Raw genomic sequence first — 21,406 nt, forward strand, 5'->3', positions numbered from 1 at the left:
TTCCGTAACTCCTTACTGAGCGGTGTTTCGGTCTCAGCCCTTGAAGAGCTGTCAGCCCTTGGTGAGCATCGAGCGGGCGAAGAAGCGCAGGTTGGCCGGCTTCTCCGCGAGACGGCGCATGAAGTAGCCGTACCAGTCGGTGCCGTAGGCGGTGTACACGCGCATCCGGTGGCCCTCGGCGGCCAGCCGCAGCTGCTCCTCGGTGCGGATGCCGTAGAGCATCTGGAACTCGTACGCGTCGGGCTTGCGCCCGGCCTGGTGGGCGAGCTCCTGGCCGATCGCGATCAGGCGCGGGTCGTGGGACCCGATCATCGGGTACCCCTCCCCCTGCATCAACGTCCTCAGAACGCGAACGTATGCCCGGTCGATCTCGTGTTTGTCCTGATACGCGACCGAGGCGGGCTCTTTGTACGCGCCCTTGACCAGGCGGACCCGGCTGCCGCTCGCGGCGAGGCGGCGGGCGTCGGCCTCGGTGCGGAAGAGATACGCCTGGATGACGCAGCCGGTCTGCGGGAAGTCCTTCCGCAGCTCCTCGTGGATGGCGAGCATCGAGTCGAGGGTGGTGTGGTCCTCGGCGTCGAGCGTGACCGTGGTGCCGATCTCGGCGGCGGCCTCGACGACCGGGCGGACGTTCTTCAGGGCCAGCTCGTGGCCGTCGTCCAGCGCCTGCCCGAACATCGACAGCTTCACCGACATCTCGGCGCGGGTGCCGAGCTCCAGCGGCTTGAGGCGGTCGACGAGCTCCAGGTAGGCGTCCCGGGCGGCGGCGGCCTGCGCGGGGTTGGTGATGTCCTCGCCGACGACGTCCATCGTCAGTTCGAGGCCGCGGTCCGCGAGCTCCCGGACGACGGGGACGATGTCGTCCACGTCCTCGCCCGGGATGAAGCGGTCGACGACCTGCTTGGTCACCGGGGCCGCCGAGACCAGGCGTCGCATCCGGTCGCTGCGTGACGCGGCGAGAATCACGGGACCCAGCACGGGGCACCTCCAGAGCACAAGCAACGTGAAGGCCGGACCCCTCGCGGATGATGCGTCGGGTACGGCACGGAGAACCACCGTGAAACCTAAGGATCCCTCCGATCGTCTGCCATCGACAGCTGTCACGCATCCGTGCCACAGATCTCAGACAGATGTATGAAGGGGTCCGGGAAGTGCGCGACAATGCCCAGGTGACGTCGGAACACAGGGGCGACTACGAGGAGCTGGTCGACGAGATCTCGGAGCTGCTCGGCGCGCCCGCGACTCTGGAGAACCGGGACTTCGAGCTGATCGCCTTCGGGGCGTACGACAGCGAGGGCGACCTCGATCCGTCGGCCCTGGACCCCGTACGCACCCGCTCGATCCTCACCCGCCGCTCGACGGCGGCGGTCCGGGCGTGGTTCGAGGGCTTCGGCATCACCCGCGCCACGGGCCCGGTCCGCATCCCCCCGACACCGGAGGCCGGGGTCTACCGGGGCCGGATCTGCCTCCCGGTCCGTCACCGGGGCGTGGTGCACGGCTACGTCTGGCTCCTGGACGACGATCCCGGCCCGAGCGAGCGCCAGCTCGCCGCCGCCATGCAGGTCACGGCCCGCATCGGCGCCCTGCTCGCGGACGAGGCCCAGCACGGCGCCGACCTCAGCCGCGAGCTGCGGGCGGTCCTCACCGCCGAGCACGGCTGGCAGAGCGACATGGCCGTCGCGGAACTCCGCACGGCCCTCGGCCCCCGCGCCGACGGCTTCCACGCCCTGATGTGCATCGCCCCCTGGCCCTCGGCCGACCCCGACGACGCCCCCTCGGTCCGCGCGGTCCCGGGCGCGACGGCCCTGTGCACCCTGCCGTGGGGGGCGACGGCCCCATGCCTGGCGGTGCTGATCCGTCTGCGCTCCCCGGACGTCCTCACCCCGGCGACCACGGCGGCGGGGCGACTGCTGGAGCGGGCGCGAGGGGGAAGCGGCGCGGGGAGCGCGGCTGCGCGGGGGGCGGGCGGCAGCGGTCCGCCGAGCGCGGCTGCGCGGGGGGCCGGCGGCAGCGGTCCGCCGAGCGCGGCTGCGCGGGGGGCCGGCGGCAGCGGCCAGGGCGGAAACGCCACCGGCGGCACGGACGGATCCTCCACGGGCACGGCGGGTGCAACGGGCAGAGCGGGAACGGCTCGCGGAACAGGCACGGCGGGCACGGCGAGCACAGCGAGCGGAACAGCCGGAGCCGGCTCCGGCGCCGGTGCCGGTGCCGCCACCCCCCGCTCCGGCCCCGCCGCCGGTGTCGCCACCCCCCGCTCCGGCCTCGCCGACCTGGCGACCGCCTGGGCAGAGGCGTCGGCGGCCGCTCGGGCGGCGCTGGCCGAGACGCGGTTCGGGCCGGTGGCGCAGTGGGCGTCGATCGGGCCGTTCCGGCTGCTCACCGCCCTGCCCCCGGAGGTCGCCCACGACCCCGTAGCCCGCACGCTGCTCGCCCCGGTCCACCACGAACTCGCCCGCACCGCCGAGGTCTATCTCGACTGCGCCGGTCAGGCCGCCCGGGCCGCCGCCGAGCTGGGCATCCACCGCCAGACCCTGTACTACCGCCTGTCCCGGATCGAGAAGCTCACCGGCCTCGACCTGGACGACGGCGAGGACCGTCTGCTGCTGCACATGGCCCTGAAGGCACACCGACTGTGAGGACCGGCCCGCCCATGCCCCTGCTGCTGCTCGACCTCGACAACACCCTGGTCGACCGGGACGCCGCGTTCCGGGCGGCGGTCACGGCCTTCCTCGCCGAGCACGCCCTGCCCGCGCACGACACCGAGTGGCTGATGACCGTCGACGCAGGCGGCTACACGCCCCGCGCCGAGGTGGCCCGGGCCGTGCACGCACGGTACGGCGAGAGGGCACCCGGGCAGGCCGTCCGCTCCCTGCTCGACCGGGGCGCGGCCGACCGCGTGGTCCTGTCCGGCCCCGTCCGCACCGCCCTCGGCCGGGCGCTGGCCGCCGGCTGGACCCTGGCCATCGTCACCAACGGCCGTACGGCGCAGCAGGAGACGAAGATCCGCAACACCGGCCTCGACGCGCTGGCCCACGGCTGGGTCGTCTCCGAGGCCGTCGGCCACAAGAAGCCCGCACCGGAGATCTTCCACGCCGCTGCCGCCGCCGTCGGCGCCACCCTCGACGGCGCCTGGGTGATCGGCGACTCCGCGCACGCCGATATCGGCGGCGCGGCGGCCGTCGGCGCCCGCAGCGTCTGGGTGTCGGCCGGCCGCTCCTGGACCGAGACGGCGCACACCCCCACCCGCACCGCTCCCGACACCGCGTCCGCCATCGACTCGGTCGTCGGCGCCCCCGGCTGAGGGGGACGCGTCACTTCCCCCCGGCTGCCTCGATCACCTGGCGGAGCCCCTCGGTGAGCTGCCCGGCCTCGGGCGCGCTCTTCGGATCGAAGGTCCACTGCGCCATGAGGCCCATCATCAAGGTCAGGTAGAAGTAGCCGAGGGTGTCCACCCGCTCCTCCGGGACGTCCTCCTCAGGGCCGCCGTGGAAGAGCGTGACGATGCCGCGCGCACCCTCGCGCTGGGCCCGCGCGAGATGCTCCCGCACCTCCGGCAGCTGGTCACCCATGGCCACGATCTCCATGCTGAGCCGCCACATGGACCCGGGGTCGCGCATGGTCCCGATGATGTTCGCCCACACCCCGGTGAACCGCTCCAACGACCCCGGCTCGCCCCGCGGTTCACCGCCCCCCTCGAAGGCGTCGGACATCCCCTCCACCATCCCGATGTACGCCTGTGCCAGCAGCGCGTCCTTCGAGCCGTAGTGGTAGCCGATCGACGCCAGGTTCGTCCCCGACTCCTTGACGATGTCGCGCGCGGTCGTGCGCAGGAAGCCCTTCGCCAGCAGGCAGCGCTTGGCGCCTTCGAGCAGATCCTCACGGTGTCCCATGGCACCTCACCCTACCCCGGCATCCATACATACGTCCCATACGCACGTATTAAACAAACGTACTATACAAGCGTTTAATACGCTCGTACAGTCCTGGCCGTGACGACGAACCCGCACCCTCCCGCCCTCGCCGGCCGCCGCGAATGGACGGCTCTCGGCGTGCTGATGCTTCCGCTGCTGCTGGTCTCGATGGACGTGTCCGTCCTCTACTTCGCGATCCCCGCGATCAGCGCCGACCTGGGGCCGAGCGCCACCCAGCAGCTGTGGATCTTCGACATCTACGGCTTCGTGCTGGCCGGCCTGCTGATGACGATGGGCTCGCTCGGCGACCGCATCGGCCGCCGCAGACTCCTGCTGATCGGCGCCGCCGCCTTCGGTACGGCCTCCCTGGTCGCGGCCTACGCCACCAGCGCCGAGACCCTGATCGCCGCCCGCGCGGTCCTCGGCATCGGCGGCGCGACGCTGATGCCCTCCACGATGGCGCTGGTGCGCACGATGTTCACCGACCCCGCGCAGCGCACCAAGGCGATCGGAGTGTGGTCGGGCGTGATGACGGCCGGTATCGCGCTCGGCTCGGTGATGAGCGGGGTGCTCGTCGAGCACTTCTGGTGGGGCTCGGTCTTCCTGGTCAACCTGCCCGCGATGCTGCTGCTCCTGGTCCTCGGCCCCGTCCTGCTGCCCGAGTCGCGCACCCCGGACCCCGGCCGCTTCGACCTGCTGAGCGTGCCCCTGTCGATGGCGGCGGTGCTCCCCGTGATCTACGGGCTGAAGGAACTCGCGTCACAGGGCTGGAACGTGCGGTACGTGATGTCGGTGACCGTCGGGCTGCTCTTCGCCGCGCTGTTCGTCCAGCGCCAGCGCACCGCGGCCTCCCCGCTGATCTCGCCGGAGCTGTTCCGGGGCCGCGGCTTCAGCCCGGCCGTCGTCCTCAACCTCGTCGCCGCCTTCGGCATGATGGGCTCGGCGTACTTCACGACCCAGTACATCCAGTCGGTCCTGGGCAACAGCCCTCTCGAGGCGGCGCTGTGGAGCCTGCTGCCGACGGTGCCCATCGGACTCGCGGCCCCGGTCGGCGCCCGCCTCGTGCAGCGGGGCGTGCCTCGCGCGTACGTCGTCGGCGGAGGCTTCGTGGTCGCCGCGTGCGGCTACATGACGCTGGCCCTGGCCGGTACGGACTCGCTCTGGCTGCTGCTGGCCGCGTGCGCCGTCCTGGCCTGCGGCATCGTCGCCGTCATGTCCCAGGTGGCCGACCTGGCGCTGAGCTCCGCTCCGGTGGAGAAGGCGGGCGCGGCGTCGTCAATGCTGGAGACCGGCACGGAGTTCGGCGGCGCGCTGAGCATGGCGTTCCTCGGCTCCATCGGTACCGCCGTCTACCGCCACGAGATCCCGGCCTCGGCTCCCGCCGCGGCCCGCGAGACCCTGGGCGGCGCCCTGGCCGTGGCCGACCGGCTCCCGGGGCGCGCGGGAGACGCCCTGGCGACGGCGGCACGCGAGGCCTTCACCAGCGGCATGCACGCGGCGGCGGTCACGGGCGCGGTGCTGCTGACCGCCGCGGCGGCAGCGGCGGTGGTGACCCTGCGGCGGGTCCCGGTACGCACAAACACCGGACGGGCTGATCAGCTCAGCCCGTCCGGCGTTGAGGGACGAGTCCGTTCTGGGTGAACGGGCCCCGGGGGCGGAGCCCCCGGAAGGTCAGGCCAGGTTCACCGAACGCGCGGACGTGGCGCCGATCTCCGCCGCGACCTCGGCCAGCACACCGGAGGTCACCGTGTCGTCCACGGTCAGCACCGCCAGCGCCTCGCCACCGGCCGCCGCGCGCGACACCTGCATGCCGGCGATGTTGAGGCCCGCCTCACCGAGGATGCGGCCCACCGTGCCGACGACACCCGGCCGGTCCTCGTACTTCAGCACGATCATGTGGTCGGCGAGCGCGAGGTCGACGTCGAACTCCCCGACGGCGACGATCTTCTGGAGGTGCTTCGGGCCGGCCAGCGTGCCGGACACCGACACCTCCTCGCCGTCGGCGAGGGTGCCGCGCACCGTGACGACGTTGCGGTGCTCGGTCGCCTCGGAGCTGGTGGTGAGGCGCACCTCGACGCCGCGCTCCTGCGCGAACAGCGGGGCGTTGACGTACGACACCGTCTCGTCGACGACGTCCTCGAAGACACCCTTGAGCGCGGACAGCTCCAGCACCTTCACGTCGTGCTGGGTGATCTCGCCGTACACCTCGACGTCGAGGCGGACCGCGACCTCACCGGCGAGCGCGGTGAAGATCCGGCCCAGACGCTCGGCGAGCGGCAGGCCCGGCTTGACGTCCTCGGCGATGACACCGCCCTGCACGTTCACCGCGTCCGGCACGAGCTCACCGGCGAGGGCGAGGCGCACCGAGCGGGCGACGGCGATACCGGCCTTCTCCTGCGCCTCGTCCGTGGAGGCACCGAGGTGCGGGGTGGCGACGACCTGGTCGAACTCGAACAGCGGGGAGTCCGTGCAGGGCTCCTTCGCGTACACGTCGAGACCGGCACCGGCGACCCGGCCCTCCTTGAGGGCGGAGTACAGCGCCTCCTCGTCGACGATCCCGCCGCGTGCGGCGTTGACGATGCGCACGCTCGGCTTGACCTTGCGCAGCGCCTCGTCGCCGATCAGGCCGAGGGTCTCGGGGGTCTTGGGGAGGTGCACGGTGATGAAGTCGGAGACCTCGAGCAGCTCGTCCAGCGACAGCACCTTGACGCCCATCTGCGCGGCGCGGGCGGGCTGCACGTAGGGGTCGTAGGCGACGACCTTCATGCCGAAGGCGGACATGCGCTGCGCGACGAGCGCGCCGATGCGGCCGAGGCCGACGACACCGAGGGTCTTCTCGGCCAGCTCGACGCCGGTGTACTTGCTGCGCTTCCACTCGCCGTTCTTCAGCGCGGCGTTCGCCTGCGGAATGTTGCGGGCGGTGGCGACGAGCAGACCGCAGGCCAGCTCGGCGGCGGTCACGATGTTCGAGGTGGGGGCGTTGACGACCATCACGCCGGCCTTGGTGGCGGCGGAGACGTCCACGTTGTCCAGGCCGACGCCGGCTCGTGCGACGACCTTCAGCTTGTTCGCGGCGGCGATCGCCTCGGCGTCGACCTTGGTCGCCGAGCGGACCAGGATCGCATCCACGTCGGCGATGGCCGGGAGCAGCTCGGCTCGGTCCGCACCGTTGCAGTGCCGGATCTCGAAGTCCGGGCCCAGCGCGTCGACGGTGGCGGGCGACAGCTCTTCAGCGATGAGTACGACGGGTTTCGAGCTCACGTGAGTCCTCACAAGTCCAGTGCTGCGGACGGCCGTCCCGACGGCCGCAGGCGGTGGAGGGTGGTGGCCGCGTGGAAGACGCACGACGCTGTGGGCCTGACGCGTTATGTGTGCAGCAGTCTAGTGGCGCCGGGGGCGTCGTCTTGCGCCGCTGCGGAAGGATCACCCGTCCGTGGCCGGACGGAACGGACAACGCCGTACCACCGACGTTACCCGGGGTTCGCCGAAGGGGCCGGAGCGGGATGCTCCGGCCCCTCGGGTCCTGCCGTCACCTTCCCGCCTGCCCGGCGGGCGGACGACGGGAAGGTGACGGCAGGACCCGGGCAGGCGGCTTACGCCTCCTCGTCGACCCAGCTCATGAGCTTGCGCAGCTCCTTGCCGGTGGTCTCCAGCAGGTGCTCGGAGTCCTGGGTCTTGTACTCGTTGTACTTCTTCAGACCGCCGTGGTACTCGTCCATCCACTGCTGGGCGAAGGTGCCGTCCTGGATCTCGGCGAGGACCTTCTTCATCTCGGCCTTGGTGGCGTCCGTGATGATCCGCGGGCCGGTGACGTAGTCGCCCCACTCGGCGGTCTCGGAGATCGACCAGCGCATCTTCTCCAGGCCGCCCTCGTACATGAGGTCCACGATCAGCTTCAGCTCGTGCAGGCACTCGAAGTAGGCGATCTCCGGCTGGTAGCCGGCCTCGGTCAGCGTCTCGAAGCCCGCCTTGACCAGCGCCGCGGTGCCACCGCAGAGGACGGCCTGCTCACCGAACAGGTCGGTCTCGGTCTCCTCGGTGAAGGTCGTCTTGATGACGCCGGCGCGGGTGCCGCCGATGCCCTTCGCGTACGACAGGGCCAGCGCGAAGCCGTTGCCCGTGGCGTCCTGCTCGACGGCGGCGATGCAGGGAACGCCGCGGCCCTCCTCGTACTGGCGGCGCACCAGGTGGCCCGGGCCCTTCGGGGCGACCATGCAGACGTCCACGCCGGCCGGGGGCTTGATGAAGCCGAAGCGGATGTTCAGGCCGTGGCCGAAGAACAGCGCGTCGCCGTCCTTCAGGTTGTCCTTGATGTGCTCCTCGTAGACCTGGGCCTGGATCGGGTCCGGGACGAGGATCATGATGACGTCGGCCTCGGCGGCGGCCTCCGACGGGCTCACCACGCGCAGGCCCTGCTCCTCGGCCTTGGCCTTGGACTTGGAGCCCTCGTGCAGACCGACGCGCACGTCGACACCCGAGTCACGGAGCGACAGCGCGTGGGCGTGGCCCTGGCTGCCGTAACCGATGACCGCGACCTTGCGGCCCTGGATGATGGACAGGTCGGCGTCGGCGTCGTAGAACAGCTCGGCCACTTTGGGTTCTCTCCTCGGGAGTGCAGGTGTTGCGTCCCACCGTATGACGGGGGGCGGAAGGGAAGTCTCAGGGTCTCGGAATACGGGCGGCCGACGGCGCGCCGACCGCCCGTTCCGGGTCTTACGCCGACCGGTCCAGGGCGCGCAGCGACCGGTCCGTGATGGAGCGGGCACCGCGGCCGATCGCGATCGTGCCGGACTGGACGAGCTCCTTGATGCCGTAGGGCTCCAGCATCTTGAGCATCGCCGACAGCTTCTCGCCGGATCCGGTGGCCTCGATGGTGACGGCCTCCGGGGAGACGTCGACGGTCTTGGCGCGGAACAACTGGACGATCTCGACGATCTGGGAGCGCGTCTCGTTGTCGGCGCGCACCTTCACCAGGACGAGTTCGCGCTGCACCGCCTGCGACGGCTCCAGCTCGACGATCTTCAGCACGTTGACGAGCTTGTTGAGCTGCTTGGTGACCTGCTCCAGCGGCAGGTCCTCCACGCCGACGACGATGGTGATGCGGGAGATGTCGGGGTGCTCGGTGACACCGACCGCGAGCGAGTCGATGTTGAAGCCGCGGCGGGAGAACAGGGCGGCGATCCGGGCGAGGATGCCGGGGGTGTTCTCCACCAGGACGGAGAGCGTGTGCTTGGACATGATCTGCTTCCTTTACGGCTCTCAGTCGTCTTCGTTGTCGCCGAAGTCGGGGCGGACGTCCCGGGCGGCCATGATCTCGTCGTTGGAGGTGCCGGCGGCGACCATCGGCCAGACCATCGCGTCCTCGTGGACGATGAAGTCGACGACGACCGGGCGGTCGTTGATGGAGTTCGCCTCCTCGATGACCTTGTCGAGGTCGTCCGGGGACTCGCAGCGGATCGCGTAGCAGCCCATGGCCTCCGACAGCTTCACGAAGTCGGGGACACGGGTGCCGCGGGCCTGAGGGTTGACGTCGTCCGGGCCGGAGTGCAGGACGGTGTTGGAGTACCGCTGGTTGTAGAAGAGGGTCTGCCACTGGCGGACCATCCCGAGGGCACCGTTGTTGATGACGGCGACCTTGATCGGGATGTTGTTCAGGGCGCAGGTGGTGAGCTCCTGGTTGGTCATCTGGAAGCAGCCGTCGCCGTCGATCGCCCAGACCGCCTTGTCCGGGGCGCCGGCCTTGGCGCCCATGGCGGCCGGGACGGCGTAGCCCATCGTTCCGGCGCCACCGGAGTTCAGCCAGGTCGCGGGCTTCTCGTACTGGATGAAGTGCGCGGACCACATCTGGTGCTGGCCGACGCCCGCCGCGAAGATCGTGCCCTCGGGCGCGAGCCGGCCGATGCGCTCGATGACCTGCTGCGGGGACAGCGAGCCGTCCTCGGGCTGGTCGTAGCCGAGCGGGTAGGTGTCACGCCAGCGGGTGAGGTCCTTCCACCAGGCGCTGTAGTCGCCCTGGTGGCCCTCGCTGTGCTCCTTCTGGACGGCCTGGATGAGGTCGGCGATGACCTCGCGCGCGTCGCCGACGATGGGCACGTCCGCGGCACGGTTCTTGCCGATCTCGGCCGGGTCGATGTCGGCGTGGACGATCTTGGCGTACGGGGCGAAGCTGTCCAGCTTGCCGGTGACGCGGTCGTCGAAGCGGGCTCCGAGGGCGACGATCAGGTCGGCCTTCTGCAGCGCGGTGACGGCGGTGACCGCACCGTGCATGCCCGGCATTCCCACGTGCAGCGGGTGGCTGTCGGGGAATGCGCCGAGCGCCATCAGGGTGGTGGTGACGGGCGCTCCGGTGAGCTCGGCGAGAACCTTGAGCTCGGTGGTGGCGTGTGCCTTGATGACACCGCCGCCGACGTAGAGGACGGGCCGCTTGGCGGAGGTGATCAGCTTGGCGGCCTCGCGGATCTGCTTGGCGTGCGGCTTGGTCACCGGGCGGTAGCCGGGCAGGTCCATGGCAGGCGGCCAGGAGAACGTGGTCTTCGCCTGGAGGGCGTCCTTGGCGATGTCGACCAGGACCGGGCCGGGGCGGCCGGTGGAGGCGATGTGGAACGCCTGGGCGATGACCCGCGGGATGTCCTCGGCCTTGGTGACGAGGAAGTTGTGCTTGGTGATCGGCATGGTGATACCGACGATGTCCGCCTCCTGGAAGGCGTCCGTGCCGATCGCCTTGGACGCCACCTGGCCGGTGATCGCGACCAGCGGCACCGAGTCCATGTGCGCGTCGGCGATGGGGGTGACCAGGTTGGTGGCGCCGGGGCCCGACGTGGCCATGCAGACGCCGACCTTGCCGGTGGCCTGCGCGTAGCCGGTGGCGGCGTGACCGGCGCCCTGCTCGTGCCGGACCAGGACGTGGCGCACCCGGGTGGAGTCCATCAGCGGGTCGTAGGCCGGGAGGATCGCACCGCCGGGAATGCCGAATACCGTGTCGGCGCCGACCTCCTCGAGAGAGCGGATGAGGGACTGCGCGCCCGTCACCTGCTCGGGGGCGGAGTGGTGTCCTCCGGATCGGGGCCGGGGCTGCGGGTGGTGGGCCCCGGTGGCCTGCTCGGTCATCGGCATTCTCTTCTCAGATGCTGAGGGTTTTTGCGAGGTTTGTACGGTCTTCGGCTGCTGCACGGAAGGCGCCTGTGCAACAAAAAACCCCTCGTGCCATAAGGCAAGCGAGGGGAGCGCGCCGGGTGGGGTCGCTGAGCGGTCGAGGCTCAGCGTCAGCCGACGCGCTTTCCAAGTACGAGAATTCGGGTGCGCATGGCACTGACCCTCCCCCCGGCACGCACTCACTGTCAAGTGGGTGGGACGGGAGTCTCATTATGTGAGCGGAGGGCCGTGCCGCCTCCGATGACGGCGGACACACCCGAGCTGTACACCCGCGGGGCGCCGCCCGCGAACGCCGGTTCGGCCGGTCCGTTCGGCACCGGATAGTGGCCGGCGGCGAGCGCCCGGCGCAGCCGGTACTCGTCGAGCGGCCCGGAGAACGCCATGCCCTGCCCGTGCGTGCAGCCCATCGCGCGCAGAGCGGTGACCTGCTCGGGCAGATCCACCCCTTCGGCCACGGACTTCAGCCCGAGGTCGCCCGCGATGCGCAGCAGCCCGCTGGTGATCTTGTGCAGGCGCGCGGACTCGACGACGCCCTCGACCAGACCGCGGTCGAGCTTCAGGACGTCGACGGGGAGCCGCCTGAGGGCCGTGATCGCCGCGTAGCCGCTGCCGAACCCGTCGAGCGAGATCCGTACGCCGACCCGCCGCAGGGCGCCCAGGCGCCGCTCCAGCTCGTCCAGCGAGACCCTCGGGTCGGCGTCCGACAGTTCGATGATCAGCGACCCGGACGGCAGCCCGTGCCGCGTGAGCAGCGCCTCGATCGAGCCGAGCGGCATCGACCGGTCCAGCAGCCGACGGGCGCTCATCCGCACGACGACCGGCACGGACAGCCCGGTCGCGTGCCGCTCGGCGGCCTGCTCGACGGCCTCCTCGATCATCCACCGGCCCAGCTCGGCGGTCTTGTCGCCGTCCTCGGCCACCCGCAGGAACTCCGCCGGGGTGAAGAGCACCCCTTGCGAGGAGCGCCAGCGCGCCTGCGCGGACACCGACGTGATCCGGCCATCCTCCAGGGACACCACCGGCTGGTGCAGCAGGGCGAACTCCCCGTCGTGCAGCGCGGCCCGCAGGCGGGTGGCGAGCTCGGCCTTGCGGACCACGTCCTGCTGCATCTGCGGCTTGTACAGCTCGACGCGGCCCTTGCCGCCGGCCTTGGCCCGGTACATGGCCAGATCGGCGTTGCGCAGCAGCTCGCCCGCGCCGAGGCCGGCTTCCGCGAAGGCCACACCGATGGAGGCGTTGACACGGACATCGTTGCCGTCGATGAGATAGGGCTGCGACAGCGTCGTCCTGAGGCGGTCGGCGAGCTCCAGGATGTGCCGTTCCCGGGCGTCCCGGTCACGGGTGTTGTCCCCGGCGATCAGCGCCGCGAACTCGTCTCCGCCGAGCCGGGAGGCGGTGTCGCCGTGCCGGACGGAGTCCTGGAGCCTGCGGGCGGCCTGGACGAGCAGCTCGTCCCCGGCCTGGTGCCCGATCGTGTCGTTGACGGCCTTGAAGCCGTCGAGATCGATGAACAGCACGGCCGTGTTCCGCAGGGCCACGCCCCGGTCGGAGGCGCGGCGGCCCGAGAGGGCGTGCTGGACGCGCTTGGTGAACAGGGCGCGGTTGGGCAGGTCGGTGAGCGGGTCGTGCTCGGCGTTGTGCTGCAATTGGGCCTGGAGCCGCACCCTTTCGGTCACGTCACGGCTGTTGAAGATGAGGCCGCCGTGATGGCGGTTGACGGTCGACTCGACGTTCAGCCAGCCTCCGTCGCCCGAGCGGAAACGGCACTCGATGCGCGTGGTGGGTTCCTCGACCGGATTGGCGGCGAGGAACCTGCGGACCTCGTGCACGACGCAGCCCAGGTCCTCGGGGTGGATGAGATTGGCCAGTTCCGTACCCACCAGCTCCTCGGCCGAGCGGCCGTACACACCGGCGGCGGCCGGGGAGACGTACCTCAGGACGCCGCTGGGGGCGGCGATCATGATGACGTCGCTGGAGCCCTGCACCAGGGAGCGGAAGTGGTTCTCCTTCTGCGCCAGTTCCTGGGTGAGGGTGATGTTGTCGAGCAGCATGATGCCCTGGCGCACCACGAGCGCGAGCACCACCGTGCCCCCGGTCAGCAGGACCACGCGGTCGACGCTGCGGCCGTTGAGGACGTTGTAGAGGATCCCCAGGGTGCACACGGCGGCCGCCAGGTACGGCGTGAGGGCGGCGAGGGAGCCGGCGATGGGCCGGGCGGCCGGGTACCGGCTGTGCTCGGCGCCGGGCAGGGACGCCTGGTGGCTGGGTCCGCTGCGCTGCCCCGGCACGTGCTCGTGCACCACGCGGGTGTGCCCCGTGGAACCGTGCCGGTCGGGGCCGCCGCGCCGGTCGCGCTCCGTGCGGGGCGCGGCCCACGGGGCGTACGCCAGGAGCAGCGAGCCGGCGAACCAGCCCGCGTCGAGCAGCTGGCCGGAGCGGTAGTCGTGGTGCATGAGCGGCGAGGTGAACAGGGCGTCGCACATCACGGTCAGGGCGAGGGCGCCGATGGCGGTGTTGACCGCGGAGCGGTTCACCGCGGACCGCCTGAAGTGCAGGGCGAGCACCATGCTGACCAGCGCGATGTCGAGCAGCGGGTAGGCCAGTGACAGCGCGGTGTGCGCCACGCTCGGCCCTTCGGACTTCGCGGCCTGGGCGAGGGCGAGGCTCCAGGCCAGCGTCAACAACGAGCCGCCGATGAGCCAGGCGTCCAGCCCGAGGCAGACCCAGCCGGCCTTGGTCACCGGCCGCTTGGCGAGCACGAGCAGCCCGACGATCGCGGGCGGCGCGAAGCAGAGGAAGAACAGGTCGGCGTAGCTGGGGCTGGGAACGGGCAGTCCGAGGACCACCTCGTACCACCCCCAGACCAGGTTGCCCAGGGAGGCCATGGCCGAGGAGAGGCCGAACAGCAGCCAGGCGGGTCGAAAGCGGGGGCGGCGGCTGCGGGCATAGACGAAGCACGAGACGGCGGCGGTGGCGGCCGCGGCGCTCAGCCCGAAGTCGCCCATGAACAGCGCCACTTCGGACGAACCCCAGCCGAACGCGGCGCCGACGGCGTATCCCGCGCAGGCCAGGGCGAGGACGAGTTGGAGGGCCAGGCCCGGCCGGTGGCCGGGGACCGGCGTGCGGGGCAGCAGCGCGCCCGGTGACGGAGGCTGTGCCCGCAGCGCTCCGTCCAGCGTGGAGGTGGGGGGCGCGCTCACCGGGCCCTCCCGGTCCGCGCCGCTCCCGGGTCCCGCGGGACCGGCTGGTCATGCCTTCTGCGGCTGCCGGACCTGCGGTGATGATGACTGTGGTTGGTGTGGTGTTCGCTGTGGTGGGTGTGGTGGCCGACGTGATCGGCGTGCTGACCGCGTCTGCTCGCGGCCGTCCGCCAGGGTCGCCGCCGGCAGCCCCGCCCCGTCGGATCGCTCGTCCATAGGCCGTGCATCGCCCGTCGCCCCCCTCACAGTCTGAAGTGTCCGTCCCCGGCGCCGAACGGTCCCCGGCGCAGCCCCTGTCGGGACGATACACCAGTCTCGTCACTCAGGGACATAGGTTCTCTACGCTCCGTGACGATCAACAGATATATGAGTACCCACCGCACCCGGAGGATTGCGGACGGTACTCGAAGGTCTTTTCAGTTGGTTGAGGCACCCGTCGTAAGGATCACGTTGCGGAGCGGCTCCCGGTTCACATAACGGTTCAACTGGTCCACCAGGAGCCGCTTGGCGCGCGGAAGGAACGCGGAGGTGGGTCCGCCGACGTGCGGGCTGATGAGTACCCCCGGCGCACGCCACAAGGGGTGTTCGCGCCCCAGCGGCTCGGGGTCGGTGACGTCGAGGGCGGCGGTGATGCGGCCGGTCTCGAGTTCGGCGAGCAGGGCCTTGGTGTCGACGACGGGGCCGCGGGCGACGTTGACGAGGAGCGCGCCGTCCTTCATGCGGGACAGGAAGTCGGCTCCGGCCAGGCCGCGGGTGGTTTCGGTGAGCGGGGTGGACAGGATGACGACGTCCGCTTCCGGCAGCAGCGCGGGGAGTTCGGTGAGCGGATGCACCGGACCGCGCGCCGTGGTGCGCTCGGAGCGCGCGACGCGCGCCACCCTCGCCAACTCGAACGGAACGAGCCGGTCCTCGATGGCCTCGCCGATCGAGCCGTATCCCACGATGAGGACGTTCTTGTCGGCGAGCGCCGGCCGGAACCCGCCGAGCCACTCCCCCCGGTCCTGCGCGCGGACGAAGTCGGGGATCCCGCGCAGCGAGGCCAGGATCAGCGCGAGGGTGAGCTCGGCGGTGCTGGCCTCGTGCACCCCACGCGCATTGCACAGCCGCACACCCGGGGACAGGTGCCCGAGCCCCGGCTCCACGTGGTCGGTCCCGGCGGAGAGGGTCTGCACGACCTGGACGTTGCTCATCCGCCCCATGGGACGCACGCAGAGCGGGCTGGGCTTCATATAGGGGACGACGTAGAAGGCGCAGTCGGCCGGGTCCGCGGGGAAGTCCTCCGCGCCGTTCCAGTAGCGGTAGTCCGGGCCCGCGGGAAGTCCCTCGATCTCGTCCGGCGGGATGGGCAGCCACACGTCAGCAGTCATGCTCTGGAGGCTATGTCAGGAGCGTGCGACGGCAGAGGTTAGGTTGGGGTGGCTCGAACAGGGAGGGTCACGACCAGGTGGAGCGCAGGACGATCGGCGCGGCGGCGCTCGCGGTGGGGGCCGTCGGACTCGGGTGCATGCCGATGAGCTGGGCCTACAGCGCGTCGAGGCAGCGCGGCGACGAGTCGCTCAGGGCGGTGCACCGGGCGCTCGACCTGGGCGCGTCCCTGCTGGACACGGCCGACATGTACGGCCCCTTCACCAACGAGCTGCTGGTGGGGCGGGCGTTGAAGGAGCGGCGGTCCGACGCGTTCGTATCCACGAAGGTCGGGCTGCTCGTGGGCGACCAGCACATCGTCGCCAACGGCCGCCCCGGGTATGTGAAGCGGGCCTGCGACGCGTCGCTGCGGCGGCTCCAGACGGATGTCATCGACCTCTACCAGCTGCACCGGGCCGACCCCGAGGTGCCGGTGGAGGAGACCTGGGGCGCGATGGCGGAGCTCGTCCAGGCCGGAAAGGTACGGGCGTTGGGCCTGTGCGCGGTGGGCGCGCGGGCCGGCCGCCGTACCGGGGCCCGGCTGCACGACGGGACGATCCGGCAGCTGGAGCGCGTGCAGCAGGTCTTCCCGGTGAGCGCGGTGGAGGCGGAACTGTCGGTGTGGTCGCCCCAGGCACTGGAGGCCCTGCTGCCGTGGTGCCGGACGCGGGGCGTCGGTTTCCTCGCCGCGATGCCGCTGGGCAACGGCTTCCTGACCGGCAGACTGCGGCCCGGCGCGGGCTTCGAGGCGGACGACCTGCGCGCCCGGCACCCCCGCTTCACGGGCGAGATGATGGCCGCGAACCAGCCGATCGTGGCGGGCCTGCGCCGCGTGGCCCGCCGGCACGGCGCGGACGTCACACCCGCCCAGGTCGCCCTCGCGTGGGTGCTCGCCCAGGGCCCGCACGTGGTCCCGGTCCCGGGTACGAAGCAGGAGCGCTGGGTCACGGAGAACACGGCCGCGAGCACACTGCGCCTGACCCTCGGCGATCTCGAGGAGATAGCCGGGCTGCCGGCGGCCCAGGGGTCATGGGACTGAACCGGTCCCGCCCCGGTGCGTTTCGGGCAAACCCCGTCTTCCTGGTACGGCGTTGCGTGATCGGGAACCTGAAAGCCGCGAGCGGTGTATGACAGGGAGAGGACCTGCCCCGTCGAAGGGACCATGATCGTGCAACGTCGAGCCGTCCCGGCCGTGCTGGCCGCCGCCGCGCTTCTGCTGACGGCCGGTTGCTCCTCCGACGGCGGGGGCTCGTCCGGCAAGGACGAGAGCACCTCCCCGAGCCGTACGGCACCGGGGTCGTCCGCGCCGCCGCGGCAGGCCGCCGAGGAGACACCTCCCGCCCGGGGCTCGGTGAAGGTGGTGCGCACCGTCGCCGAGGGCCTGGAGTCCCCCTGGGGTCTCGCTCCGCTGCCGGGCGGCGGTCTGCTCGTCGCCTCCCGGGACGACGGGACGATCGTCCGGGTCGACGAGAAGACCGGCAAGAAGACCGAACTGGGCGAGGTACCCGGGGTCTCGGCGGCCGGCGAGGGCGGCCTCCTCGGGATCGCCCTCTCCCCCGACTACGCCTCGGACCGCATGGTCTACGCGTACTTCACCTCGGCCTCCGACAACCGCATCGTCCGCATGATCTACGACGAGCAGAAGCCCTCCGGCGAGCAGCTCGGCGCGCCCGACACGGTCTTCAGGGGCATCCCCAAGGGCTTCATCCACAACGGCGGCCGCATCCGGTTCGGCCCCGACAAGATGCTGTACGTGGGCACGGGCGAGAGCGGCGACACCGGTCTGTCCCAGGACAAGGACTCGGTGGGCGGCAAGATCCTGCGACTGACCCCGGAGGGCGAGCCGGCGCCGGGCAATCCGTTCCCGGACTCGCCGGTGTACTCCTACGGCCACCGCAATGTGCAGGGCCTCGCCTGGGACGGCGAGCAGCGGCTGTTCGCCTCGGAGTTCGGCCAGGACACCTGGGACGAGCTCAACGCGATCAAGCCGGGCGGCAACTACGGCTGGCCGGAGGCCGAGGGCCGGTCCGACGACAAGCGGTTCCGCAATCCGATCGACCAGTGGACCACGGCCGAGGCCTCCCCCAGCGGTATCGCCTACGCCGAGGGGTCGATCTGGATGGCGGGCCTGCGCGGCAAGCGGCTGTGGCGCATCCCGCTGAACGGCACCGAGGCCTCGGCCGAGCCGCAGGCCTTCCTGGAAGGAGAGTACGGCCGGCTGCGCACGGTGGTGCCGGCGGGCGGCGACCGGCTGTGGCTGGTGACCAGCAACACGGACGGCCGGGGCAACCCGAAGGACGGGGACGACCGGATCCTCGAACTGCAAGTGGACTAGGTCCCGCCGGGCGCTGTTCCCCGGGTGTCCTAGCCCTGGCCCTCGGGGTCTTCCTGGTCCTCCCCCGGCCGGCGTACGACCACCTTCCCGGACGCGAGGTCTATCGGCCCGCGTCCGGGATCTCCGTCACCGGCGTCCTCACGGGTCAGTTCCAGGCGGTTCTGCTCGTCGCGGGTGTGCTTGCGCCCGGGCGAGAACAGTTCCTCGAACACGTTGAACAACGGAGCCTCCCTGGGCCGCGGGATCCGCGACGTCCCTTACAGCGTATGCCTCAGCCGGCCGGACCGGGCGTGAGCATGTCGGCCGGGAACAGCCCCAGCCGGTGCGCCACCGCCGCGGCCTCGCCCCGCCCGGAGACGCCGAGCTTCCCCAGGATGTTGGAGACGTGCACGCTCGCGGTCTTCGGCGAGATGAACAGCTCCTGCGCGATACGGCGGTTGGTGTGACCGGCGGCGACCAGGCGCAGCACGTCCCGCTCCCGGCTGGTGAGACCGAGGGCCTCGGCGGGATCGGCCGGAGCGGAGCCGGGTTCCGTGGCGGGTGTGAGGGGGAGGCGGGCGCGCCGGCCGAGCGCGGTGGCGGCGTCGGCGAGCGGCCCGGCGCCGAGGTGGCGGGCGACGGTGTGGGCGAGGCGGAGCAGTTCCGTGGCGCGGTCGCGCTCGTCCTCGCCGCCGCCCGTCAGCAGGGACTCGGCCAGGCGGTACCGGACGCGGGCGAGGTCGTAGGGCCGGCTCAGGGATTCGAAGGCGGTGACCACCTCCGCCCAGGTGTCCGGGGTGCTCCAGCCCTCGGCGCGGTGGAGTTCGGCGCGGACCCACTGCTCGTGGGCGAGCCAGACGGGTGCGTGGGTGGTGAGGCGCTTGACGGCGGCCAGGATGCCGTCCAGGACCTGCTCGCGGCCGTCGCGGGCTGAGGGCAGCCCCCGGGCGTCGGCCTCGGCGGTGGCCGCTTGGAGCAGCAGCGGCCAGGCGTAGCGCTGGGTGCCGAGCGGGAAGCCGGACTCCAGGGTGCGGGCCAGTTCGGCGCGGGCGTCTGCCAGGCGGCCCTCGGCGGCGGCGATGGCGATGGTGAGGCAGGAGATCGGCAGGTCGTGCTGCGGCATGGGGTCGTGCGGGCCGTAGGAGGCGCGGGCCTCGGCGAGGTGGCGGGCGGCCTCGGCCACCTGGCCGCGGGCGAGGGCGAGGAACGCCCGGCTGCTGGCGCCGGACCCGTACGGAGCGGCCGTCTGGCCTTGCCGCTGGGCGCTGACGGCCGCCTCGGCGGCCTCGTCCCAGCGGCCCAGGGAGATGAGCGACTCGGCGAGGTTGCCCCGGACCCAGCCCTCGGACTCGGTCAGTCCCATCCTGCAGGTGAGCCGCAGGCCCTCGCGCAGGATGCCCACGGCCTCCTCGGAGCGCCCGATGCCTTCCAGGGTGGAGGGCAGGTTCACATGGCTGCGGCCCACGACGGCCGCGAGACCGCGGGCCAGCACTTCGTCCCTGACCTCGTACATGTGGGCGAGCCCGGCCTCGGTCTGCCCGGCCTCGACCATGAGCCCGCCGAGGGTGAGCCGGGCGTTGGACGCGATCTCGTCGGCGCCCACCATGCGCGCGTACTCGACGGCCCGCTCGGCGGCCGTCAGAGTCTCCGGGCCGGGCTCGCGGAGCATCGACCAGTGCGCGGCCGTGGCCAGCACCTCGGCGTGCACCTCGGACGGCGGCAGGCCGCGGACCAGCTCCTGCGCGGTGGCGATCTCCTTCCAGCCGTCGCCCCGGGCGAGCCGCTGCACCAGCCGGGAGCGCTGGATCCAGAACCAGGCGGCGCGATGGGGGTCCCCCTTGCTCGAACTCGGTCGAGAGTTCGGGTGAGGGTCGCTCTCCTCGTCCAGGAGGCGCAGGGCCCGTTTGGTGATCTTCAGGGCGCGTTCGCGTTCCCCGCAGAGCCGCCCGGCGACGGCCGCCTCGGCCAGCAGGTCCAGGTGACGCAGCGCTGTGGTGGCCGGGTCGCAGCCGCAGGGCGGGTAGACCTCGGCGTAGTCGGCGGGGCGCAGGTTGCGGCGTACGGCCTCGGGAGCGGAGTCCCACAGTTCCATCGCCCGCTCCAGGAGCCGGAGTTGCTCGGAGTAGGCATGGCGGCGGCGGGCCTCGACGGAGGCTTCGAGGACGGCGGGCAGGGCCTTGGCGGCGTCGTGGGCGTGGTACCAGTAGCTGGCCAGGCGCGTCGCCCGCTGGTCGGCGGGGACGAGGGCCGGGTCGCTCTCCAGCGCTTCGGCGTAGCGGCGGTTGAGGCGGGAGCGTTCACCGGGGAGCAGGTCGTCGCTGACGGCCTCGCGGACCAGGGAGTGGCGGAAGCGGTAGCCGTCGCCGCCGGGTGCGGGGGCGAGGATGCTGGCGTTCACGGCGGCCCGCAACGCCTCGATGAGATCGTCCTCGGCGAGCCGGGCGACGGCGGCCAGCAGCCGGTACTCGACGGTGGAGCCGCCCTCGGCGACGATCCGGGCGACCTGCTGGGCGGACTCCGGCAGCCCTTCCACGCGGACGAGCAGCAGATCGCGCAGGGAGTCGGTCAGGCCGGTCCGGCCGCCCTCGTGGGCGGCGACGGCGAGTTCCTCGACGAAGAAGGCGTTGCCGTCGGAGCGTTCGAAGATCGCGTCGACCTGGTCCGGCTCGGGTTCGTGGGCGAGGATCCCGGCGATCTGGCGGCACACCTCGTCGCGGTTGAAGCGGGCCAGTTCGAGGCGGCGGATCGTGCGGAGCCGGTCGAGTTCGGCGAGCAGGGGCCTGAGCGGGTGACGGCGGTGGATGTCGTCGGAGCGGTAGGTGGCGAGGACGACGAGGCGGCCGGTGCGCAGGGTGCGGAAGAGGTAGGAGAGCAGATGGCGGGTGGAGGCGTCGGCCCAGTGCAGGTCCTCCAGGGCGAGGACGACGGTGTGCTCGGCGGCGACGCGCTCCAGCAGGCGCGCGGTGAGCTCGAAGAGGCGGGCCATGCCGTCCTCGTCGTGCCGCCCGGCTCTCGACTCGCCCAGCTCGGGCAGCAGCCGGGCCAGTTCCTCCTCCTGGCCGGCGGCGGCGGCGGCCAGCTCACCGGGGAGTTCGCGGCGCAGTGCGCGCAGCGCGGTGGAGAAGGGGGCGAAGGGCAGCCCGTCGGCGCCGATCTCCACGCAGCCGCCGAGTGCGACCACCGCCCCGCGGTGGCCGGCGGCGGCGGCGAACTCCTCGACCAGGCGGGTCTTGCCGACTCCCGCCTCCCCGCCGATGAGCAGCGCCTGCGGCTCGCCCTCGCAGGCGCGGACGAGCGCGTCGTGCAGCGTGCCCAGTTCCTCGGCACGGCCGACGAACACGGGGCTGACGGACCTGGTCTCCACGGCCCCGAGCATCGCATGCGGGTCCGACAGCGCGGCACCGGTTTTTGACCGAACGGCCGGA

General features: G+C 71.8%; 15 protein-coding genes. 5 read left to right on the forward strand and 10 right to left on the reverse strand.

Features of this window, described 5'->3' with window-relative positions; all coding sequences use genetic code 11:
• Positions 1 to 51: 51 nt before the first annotated feature.
• Positions 52 to 978 (reverse strand): proline dehydrogenase family protein, encoded by a 927-nt coding sequence (locus tag G3I77_RS24850; RefSeq protein WP_248507255.1) that lies wholly within the window; start codon positions 976 to 978, stop codon positions 52 to 54.
• Positions 979 to 1,169: 191 nt separating this feature from the next.
• On the opposite strand from G3I77_RS24850, the gene G3I77_RS24855 reads away from it, so the two are divergent.
• Together G3I77_RS24855 and G3I77_RS24860 are read left to right on the forward strand one after the other, a co-directional pair.
• Positions 1,170 to 2,636: a helix-turn-helix domain-containing protein gene (locus G3I77_RS24855; protein WP_248507257.1), complete on the forward strand. Its 1,467-nt coding sequence runs from the start codon at positions 1,170 to 1,172 to the stop codon at positions 2,634 to 2,636.
• Positions 2,637 to 2,650: 14 nt separating this feature from the next.
• Positions 2,651 to 3,301 (forward strand): HAD family hydrolase, encoded by a 651-nt coding sequence (locus G3I77_RS24860; protein WP_248507259.1) that lies wholly within the window; start codon positions 2,651 to 2,653, stop codon positions 3,299 to 3,301.
• 10 nt (positions 3,302 to 3,311) lie between these two features.
• On the opposite strand, the gene G3I77_RS24865 is transcribed toward G3I77_RS24860, so the two are convergent.
• The gene (locus G3I77_RS24865) at positions 3,312 to 3,890 is read right to left on the reverse strand and encodes a TetR/AcrR family transcriptional regulator (protein WP_248507261.1); all 579 of its coding nucleotides are present in this window, start codon (positions 3,888 to 3,890) and stop codon (positions 3,312 to 3,314) included.
• Between the two features lie 165 nt (positions 3,891 to 4,055).
• Here G3I77_RS24865 and G3I77_RS24870 point away from each other — a divergent pair, with 165 nt between their 5' ends.
• Positions 4,056 to 5,552 carry an MFS transporter gene (locus G3I77_RS24870; protein ID WP_282573902.1) on the forward strand — a complete coding sequence of 499 codons (1,497 nt, stop codon included), beginning with the start codon at positions 4,056 to 4,058 and terminating at the stop codon, positions 5,550 to 5,552.
• 30 nt (positions 5,553 to 5,582) lie between these two features.
• On the opposite strand, the gene serA is transcribed toward G3I77_RS24870, so the two are convergent.
• The 6 genes from serA to G3I77_RS24900 all read right to left on the reverse strand — a co-directional run bounded on the left by serA (position 5,583) and on the right by G3I77_RS24900 (position 15,630).
• Positions 5,583 to 7,172, reverse strand: coding sequence for a phosphoglycerate dehydrogenase (gene serA / locus G3I77_RS24875; protein WP_248507265.1), 1,590 nt, complete (start codon positions 7,170 to 7,172; stop codon positions 5,583 to 5,585).
• Positions 7,173 to 7,504: 332 nt separating this feature from the next.
• Positions 7,505 to 8,503 (reverse strand): ketol-acid reductoisomerase, encoded by a 999-nt coding sequence (ilvC, locus tag G3I77_RS24880; RefSeq protein ID WP_248507267.1) that lies wholly within the window; start codon positions 8,501 to 8,503, stop codon positions 7,505 to 7,507.
• Between the two features lie 121 nt (positions 8,504 to 8,624).
• Positions 8,625 to 9,149, reverse strand: a complete 525-nt coding sequence (ilvN, locus tag G3I77_RS24885; protein ID WP_010048631.1) for an acetolactate synthase small subunit — start codon at positions 9,147 to 9,149, stop codon at positions 8,625 to 8,627.
• A gap of 21 nt (positions 9,150 to 9,170) precedes the next feature.
• A complete protein-coding gene (locus G3I77_RS24890; protein ID WP_248507269.1) occupies positions 9,171 to 11,024 on the reverse strand; it encodes an acetolactate synthase large subunit in 1,854 nt (617 codons plus the stop codon).
• Positions 11,025 to 11,248: 224 nt separating this feature from the next.
• The gene (locus G3I77_RS24895) at positions 11,249 to 14,263 is read right to left on the reverse strand and encodes an EAL domain-containing protein (RefSeq protein ID WP_248507271.1); all 3,015 of its coding nucleotides are present in this window, start codon (positions 14,261 to 14,263) and stop codon (positions 11,249 to 11,251) included.
• Positions 14,264 to 14,679: 416 nt separating this feature from the next.
• Positions 14,680 to 15,630, reverse strand: coding sequence for a 2-hydroxyacid dehydrogenase (locus tag G3I77_RS24900; protein WP_248507274.1), 951 nt, complete (start codon positions 15,628 to 15,630; stop codon positions 14,680 to 14,682).
• Positions 15,631 to 15,707: 77 nt separating this feature from the next.
• Between G3I77_RS24900 and G3I77_RS24905 the strand changes: the two genes are divergently transcribed.
• Together G3I77_RS24905 and G3I77_RS24910 are read left to right on the forward strand one after the other, a co-directional pair.
• Complete coding sequence (locus G3I77_RS24905; RefSeq protein WP_248507275.1) at positions 15,708 to 16,706, forward strand: aldo/keto reductase; 999 nt, start codon at positions 15,708 to 15,710, stop codon at positions 16,704 to 16,706.
• Positions 16,707 to 16,829: 123 nt separating this feature from the next.
• Positions 16,830 to 18,002 carry a sorbosone dehydrogenase family protein gene (locus G3I77_RS24910; RefSeq protein WP_248507276.1) on the forward strand — a complete coding sequence of 391 codons (1,173 nt, stop codon included), beginning with the start codon at positions 16,830 to 16,832 and terminating at the stop codon, positions 18,000 to 18,002.
• Positions 18,003 to 18,031: 29 nt separating this feature from the next.
• Here the strand turns inward: G3I77_RS24910 and G3I77_RS24915 are convergent, their stop codons facing one another.
• Entirely contained in the window at positions 18,032 to 18,223 is a 192-nt protein-coding gene (locus G3I77_RS24915) for a DUF6191 domain-containing protein (protein ID WP_282573866.1), read from the reverse strand.
• A gap of 50 nt (positions 18,224 to 18,273) precedes the next feature.
• The gene (locus G3I77_RS24920; protein ID WP_248507277.1) at positions 18,274 to 21,357 is read right to left on the reverse strand and encodes a helix-turn-helix transcriptional regulator; all 3,084 of its coding nucleotides are present in this window, start codon (positions 21,355 to 21,357) and stop codon (positions 18,274 to 18,276) included.
• Positions 21,358 to 21,406: the final 49 nt, after the last annotated feature.

The organism is Streptomyces sp. D2-8 (assembly GCF_023184515.1).
Classification (GTDB): domain Bacteria; phylum Actinomycetota; class Actinomycetes; order Streptomycetales; family Streptomycetaceae; genus Streptomyces.

Coding starts and splice junctions, on each gene's coding strand:
- G3I77_RS24860 (WP_248507259.1), top strand. CDS start 2,651: ATGCCCCTGCTGCTGCTCGACCTCGACAACACCCTGGTCGACCGGGAC.
- G3I77_RS24865 (WP_248507261.1), bottom strand. CDS start 3,890: ATGGGACACCGTGAGGATCTGCTCGAAGGCGCCAAGCGCTGCCTGCTG.
- G3I77_RS24870 (WP_282573902.1), top strand. CDS start 4,056: ATGCTTCCGCTGCTGCTGGTCTCGATGGACGTGTCCGTCCTCTACTTC.
- ilvN (WP_010048631.1), bottom strand. CDS start 9,149: ATGTCCAAGCACACGCTCTCCGTCCTGGTGGAGAACACCCCCGGCATC.
- G3I77_RS24890 (WP_248507269.1), bottom strand. CDS start 11,024: ATGCCGATGACCGAGCAGGCCACCGGGGCCCACCACCCGCAGCCCCGG.
- G3I77_RS24900 (WP_248507274.1), bottom strand. CDS start 15,630: ATGACTGCTGACGTGTGGCTGCCCATCCCGCCGGACGAGATCGAGGGA.
- G3I77_RS24910 (WP_248507276.1), top strand. CDS start 16,830: ATGATCGTGCAACGTCGAGCCGTCCCGGCCGTGCTGGCCGCCGCCGCG.
- G3I77_RS24920 (WP_248507277.1), bottom strand. CDS start 21,357: ATGCTCGGGGCCGTGGAGACCAGGTCCGTCAGCCCCGTGTTCGTCGGC.